The organism is Chamaesiphon sp. OTE_20_metabat_361, from assembly GCF_031364565.1.
On the sequence record NZ_JANLWO010000848.1, the window covers coordinates 1 to 5677 of the forward strand.

At 46.3% G+C, this 5677-nt stretch carries 5 protein-coding genes; 2 read left to right on the forward strand and 3 right to left on the reverse strand.

Going from position 1 to position 5677, the window contains the following annotated elements; genetic code table 11:
* Positions 1-334: 334 nt before the first annotated feature.
* Positions 335-667, reverse strand: coding sequence for a PAN domain-containing protein (locus RMO35_RS23775; protein WP_309744987.1), 333 nt, complete (start codon positions 665-667; stop codon positions 335-337).
* A gap of 199 nt (positions 668-866) precedes the next feature.
* On the opposite strand from RMO35_RS23775, the gene RMO35_RS23780 reads away from it, so the two are divergent.
* Both RMO35_RS23780 and RMO35_RS23785 read left to right on the forward strand, forming a co-directional pair.
* On the forward strand, positions 867-4619 hold the full coding sequence (locus RMO35_RS23780) for an NB-ARC domain-containing protein (RefSeq protein ID WP_309744989.1): 3753 nt from the start codon (positions 867-869) through the stop codon (positions 4617-4619).
* Between the two features lie 164 nt (positions 4620-4783).
* The gene (locus tag RMO35_RS23785; protein WP_309744991.1) at positions 4784-4915 is read left to right on the forward strand and encodes a hypothetical protein; all 132 of its coding nucleotides are present in this window, start codon (positions 4784-4786) and stop codon (positions 4913-4915) included.
* Positions 4916-5009: 94 nt separating this feature from the next.
* On the opposite strand, the gene RMO35_RS23790 is transcribed toward RMO35_RS23785, so the two are convergent.
* Positions 5010-5306, reverse strand: a complete 297-nt coding sequence (locus RMO35_RS23790; protein ID WP_309744993.1) for a hypothetical protein — start codon at positions 5304-5306, stop codon at positions 5010-5012.
* A 71-nt stretch (positions 5307-5377) separates the two neighbouring features.
* Positions 5378-5611, reverse strand: coding sequence for a hypothetical protein (locus tag RMO35_RS23795; protein ID WP_309744995.1), 234 nt, complete (start codon positions 5609-5611; stop codon positions 5378-5380).
* Between the last annotated feature and the right edge of the window lie 66 nt (positions 5612-5677).

Here is a 5677-nt window from a genome sequence, read left to right on the forward strand (position 1 = left end):
GCATCTGTGACATCGCTCTCCTTCGAGATGCAGCAAGGGGACACAACGGTAAAACTCCCCGCCAGTGGCTATTTTTGACTGTTCGATCTAATCGAGAAAACGGAGATTCATACTCCCACTAATCCCAGATAAATCAAGGATTGAGCGATCGAATTTCCAACGGCAATTTCATAGCCGAGATCGATGAGCATCGTTAGATCTTGGAGCAGTACCTGTCAATTTTTACAATGTTTCCAGGTACTAATCGATGTCAAACTTTATCGTTTTACTCCAAAGGAATGAGGATTAAATAACTTGCAATTTCTCCTTTGGTAGGAAACAGCTATGTATATTATTAAATTCTCTTTCCAGAAAATATCCCACCGGGATTGCGAGTAGATTCTGGGATTCCGTTCTTGAGCCAGCAGATACCTTGAGCATTAGAAGTACCTGGTTGCGCTCCTGGCGGAACGTGAGTAAACGATTTACACTGACCTTCGGTAGCGCAAGCGCGCATACAAGATTCCATGCTATTCGTATTGAAATTTTTATAATCCTGACCGATTCTGTCTGAATTAAATTCGACTAGAAATACTGGAGCTGCTACCGCAGAACCAATATTAACGCCAGCCGTAGTAACTATAGCGGCGAATGCAGTAATACTGCTTGCAAACAGTTTTTTAGACATTGGTAAATACCTCTAAATTAGTAAGAATGGGGGGTTGATTTCCTCCATGTCTTCAGAATATTCGCCCCCAGCTAGTTTGACAGCCAGAAAAGATCGGCAAAAGTCCGCTGTTAGCGATCGGAAAAGATCGGATCTATAAAATGTAATTTTTGAAAGATTGCGACTAGAATAAGGATAGATTCTGGCAGGGTCTTTGCAGATGACAGCGGATGAAGCCTTAGCATTACTAGATACACTGCTCCAAGCACAAAGTCTGCGCGATCTTCAAGAGCGAGTATTTCGCTATACCTGGGAAGGTTGGACTTATCCCCGCATTGCCGAGCAAGTGGGTTATGACACTGGTTACATCCGCGATATCGGCTACGAATTGTGGCGACAGTTGACGATCGCCTGTGGCGAACCAGTGACTAAAAGTAATTTGCAAGCGGTATTGCGTCGCCACCGCGATCGCACAGCGCGATGCACTGAGCTTGTCGAAGTGTCGGCTCTGCCGAATCGAATGCCGAAATTAGCGGTGCCAGAAGTTACCCCAGCTTCACCCCTAGAGCGCGATTGCTATTGGGGCGATCGGATCGATGTTTCTACTTTCAGAGGGCGCGAAACCGAACTCCAGCAGTTGGAACGATGGCTGGGTGTAGATTGTGAGGGCAATCGGATCGGGATACCTTGTCGGTTGATTTCGATCGTCGGGATGGGCGGCATGGGTAAAACCTCATTAGCTGCCAAACTCACTCAAAAGCTAGCAACTTTAACTCAAGCTTTCGATCGGATTATCTGGCAATCGCTTCGCAATGCGCCGCCGCTAGATAAAATTCTCTTTCAACTGATGGCGATTCTCTCCCGCCAACAGCAAACCGAACCTGCGGATACTCTGGATGCTCAGATCTCCCAATTGATGGCATATCTGCGCGCTACGCGCTGTCTGCTCGTTTTTGATAATTTTGAATCAATTCTCGCTCAGCATCCAGCTCACTCGGCGACTAGCCAGCAGCACGGCGGTTATCGAGAGGGTTATGTGGGCTATAGCGAACTGCTCCGCCGGATTGCTACCGAACATCATGCTAGTTGTTTATTAATCACCAGTCGGGAAAAGCCCAGTACCTTAATGCCGTTAGAGGGCGAGTTTGGATCGATCGGGACGCTGGATTTACATGGTTTGGGTGCGATCGAAGTAGCCGCGATTGTCTTGCAGACAGGCTACGCCAACGGGACTACCAATGGCTTTTGTACAGCCGATTCCAGCGATTGGCAGCACTTCCAGCAATCTTACTCTGGCAACCCGTTAGCAATTAAAATTGCGGCGACCACGATTCGGGATTTATTTGACGGTAGTGTGAGCGCGTTTTTAGAGCAGGGGGTAATTCTCTGTGATGGGATCGAGGCTTTATTGAGCCAGCAATTCGATCGATTGTGCGATATCGAGCAACAAGTACTTTACTGGTTAGCGATCGATCGCGAAGCTGTCTCGATCTCACAATTATTAGCAGACTTCATTCCCAGCGGCTGGCGATCTCAAGTTTTAGGCGCATTACAATCATTAGATCGGCAAAGTCTAATTGAAAAAAGTGCTGGCTGCTTTACCCTCCAACCCGTGGTAATGGAATATGTCACCGCCAAAGTTATCGATCTAGTGTGCGAAGAAATTACTAGCTTAGATGTGGATATTTTCAATAGTCATGCGCTGATGCAGGCTCAGACTAGAGATTATATTCGCGAAAGCCAAGTGCGAATGATTTTAGCCCCGCTGGTCGATCGACTACTAGGTAAATTGCGATCGAAACTGGAGATTAAAAATCAACTCGATCGATTACTTGTTAAACTGCGATTAGAATTTATCGACACTTGCGGTTATGCAGGTGGCAATCTGATTAACCTTTACCGTCATTTGCACATCGATTTGAGTGGCTATGATTTCTCCGGTTTGTGTATTTGGCAAGCCTATTTACTGCATGTAGATTTATATGACATTAATTTTGCTGATACCAATGTAGCAAAGTCAGCCTTCACCGAAACCTTTGGCAGTATTCACTCACTAGCCTTTAGTCCCGACGGTAACTGTCTGGCTTGTGGCGACTTCAACGGCGATATTCGGTTGTGGGAGACGCACACTCACCAACTCCAGTCGATCTTAAAAGGTCATGCCAACTGGGTACAAGCGGTTGCGTATAGCCCCGTCGATCGACTGCTGGCTAGTGGCAGTTTTGACTGCACAATCAAACTCTGGGATCTCAGTACTGGTGAATGCTTAAAGACGCTGACCGAACATACCCAGGGGGTCTACTCAGTGGTATTTAGTCCTGATGGCGAGATCTTGGCTAGTGGTAGCGATGATTGCACGGTCAAACTGTGGGATGTCAATACCGGACAGTGTTTGACTAGCCTTCAATATGAAGCTAATCCAGCCCATGATATCAAGTCGGTAGCTTTGAGTCCTGACGGTCGCATTATTGCTAGTGGTGGTAGCGATCGCACGATTCAACTTTGGCACATCCAAGATGGTAGCAATGGCACCTACTGGCAAACCCTAGCGGGTCATCAAGGTTGGATTTGGTGTGTGGCTTTTAGTCCCGACAGTCGCCTGCTAGCTAGCGGCAGCGATGATACTACTGTCAAACTCTGGGATCTAGCTACTGGCGAGTGTTTACACACTTTTGTCGGGCACAGTGATGAATTGGTGTCGATCGCCTTCAGTCACGATGGTGGAATGCTCATCAGCAGTAGCAAAGATCGGACGATCGGGTTGTGGGATGTCCAATCTGGGGAACGTGTCAAGACCCTAATCGGTCATGAGAACTGGATCTGGGCGATGGCTTTCGACCCCCATCATCGAGTTATTGCCAGCAGCAGTGAAGACCGGACGATCCGACTCTGGAGCATAGAATCCGGTCAATGTCTCAAAGTTATTCAGGGGTACTCAAATACCCTGTTTTCGATCGCCTTAGTGCCCACACCAAATTCTACTAATTTGCCCGTGCTAGTGGCTGGTGGCTACTTCGATCGACTCGTCAGACTTTGGCAGATCGAGACTGGTGAATTTACCAGTTTTAAGGGTCATACTGAGGCGATTAGAGCGATCGCAGTCAGTCCAGATGGCAGATTTTTAGCTGGCGGCGGTGGCAGTGTCGATCCGACGATTAAACTCTGGAACGTCCAAGATGGTCGATGTTACTGCAACTTATCCGGTCACACTAATGAAGTCTGGTCGGTTGCCTTTAGCATGGATGGTCGAATGCTTGCCAGTGGGAGTAACGATCGCACGATTAGAATTTGGAATACCCAGACGGGTGAATGTCTCCAGGTTTTGACAGGGCATCTGCACTGGGTGATGTCTGTAGTCTTTGGTTCCCCGCCAGATATTTTAGTTAGTGCTGGTTTCGATCGCACGATTAACTTCTGGGATCTTCAGACGGGTGAATGTCTGCGGACTTGGCAAGTAGGGCAATCGATTTGTACGATCGCTTTTAATCCCAGCGGCGATATTTTAGCCAGCGGGAGTATCGAGCGCACGGTGGGACTGTGGGATGTGGCTACAGGTGCATGTTTGCAAACCTTGTCCGGTCATACCCATTTTGTCTGGTCGGTGGCATTTAGTCCAGATGGAAGGTTTCTAGCCAGCGGTAGCTTCGATCGCACCATCAGACTTTGGGATCTTCAGACGGGTCGATGTCTGCAAGTATTAGAAGGTCATGAAAGTGGGGTATTTTCGGTAGCTTTCATCCCCCAATCTGGCATTGATAGCCCCAATCGACAGTTGCTAGCCAGTTCTAGTGCTGATGCCACCATTCGGATTTGGGATATCATCACAGGTGAATGTGTCAAGATGCTTCGATCGCCGCGACCCTGTGAGGGGATGAATATTGCTGGCATTACAGGCATTACGAATGCACAGAAGGCAACATTGAGGGCATTAGGCGCGCTCGATGCTCCATTGGAGCAACAAAGCCGACGCTAGCCAGTCCAATTAAGGCATTCGCGAACGCCCCAAATCTCTATTCAATTTATTATTTTTTCTCGATCGTTATTTGCTTGTTACCGACCAGATTTTTACGATCGGAGTTGGTTTGAGTCAGTAGTAAACCTGTATATGCTACCAGTGTTCAACCACAAAAAACGATCGTGTCTACAACCGACAGCGACGAATCCATTTCCTTGCGATCGATTGAGAGCGATCGCATTAAAGTTCCATGTAATTACATGGAACTAAATAAAAGCTTGAAAGAGTTACTGAAAGCTATTTTAGAGCATTAATGGCACATACAGAGCAGAGCGGCTTAACCTCGATCGAATAAGCTCAAATTGTTACTCCATCTAAGCTTGAGACTATATAAATAGTTCCATGTAATTACATGGAACCACGCAAATAAGCTAGAATCGTTTCTAGTTCTACATTTCCAGCGATTAACACCTTCACTTGCTCTACCTGTACTGGTCTAACAGAAGCAATCTGAGTTCGATATTTTCCATCATCGCCTCTCTCCTTCCAGGTAATCTGCCAGAACCAATGAGAAATATTATCTAAGTCACGGTTTCCTTCAACTAGAGGATATTCAACTGTCTTGCCATTTTTCAATCGCTTTTTCTTGGTGCGTTGATAGAGAGTACCACTCCTACCAGGTACGCGATTTCCACGTAATTTCATCTATAATAGTCATTGAAAATATTTTTTGGTGTGATAGCTAATTTAGTTATCACTCTTTTTTTATTATATTATTATGGATAAATTCTCTCAACTAGATCGAGAGCATCCTGTGCCGCTGAAATATCAGTATCAGGTTTACGCTGTCCTTCTCCAGTGCCGCGAACGATCCGACCATCTGGAAATGCCACTGTTAAAGTAGAGCGATAGAGATCGGCAACAAGTGTATGTTGAAAGTCAATGCAACGACCGATACAACCAAGATTATTGAGTAATTCTTGCAGTTTATTCTTAGCGTTTTCACTCATAAATATCTTCAGAGTTCTCTTGTTTTAGAGTTCCCATCGATCGACAGTGAATCTACAACCAGGGAG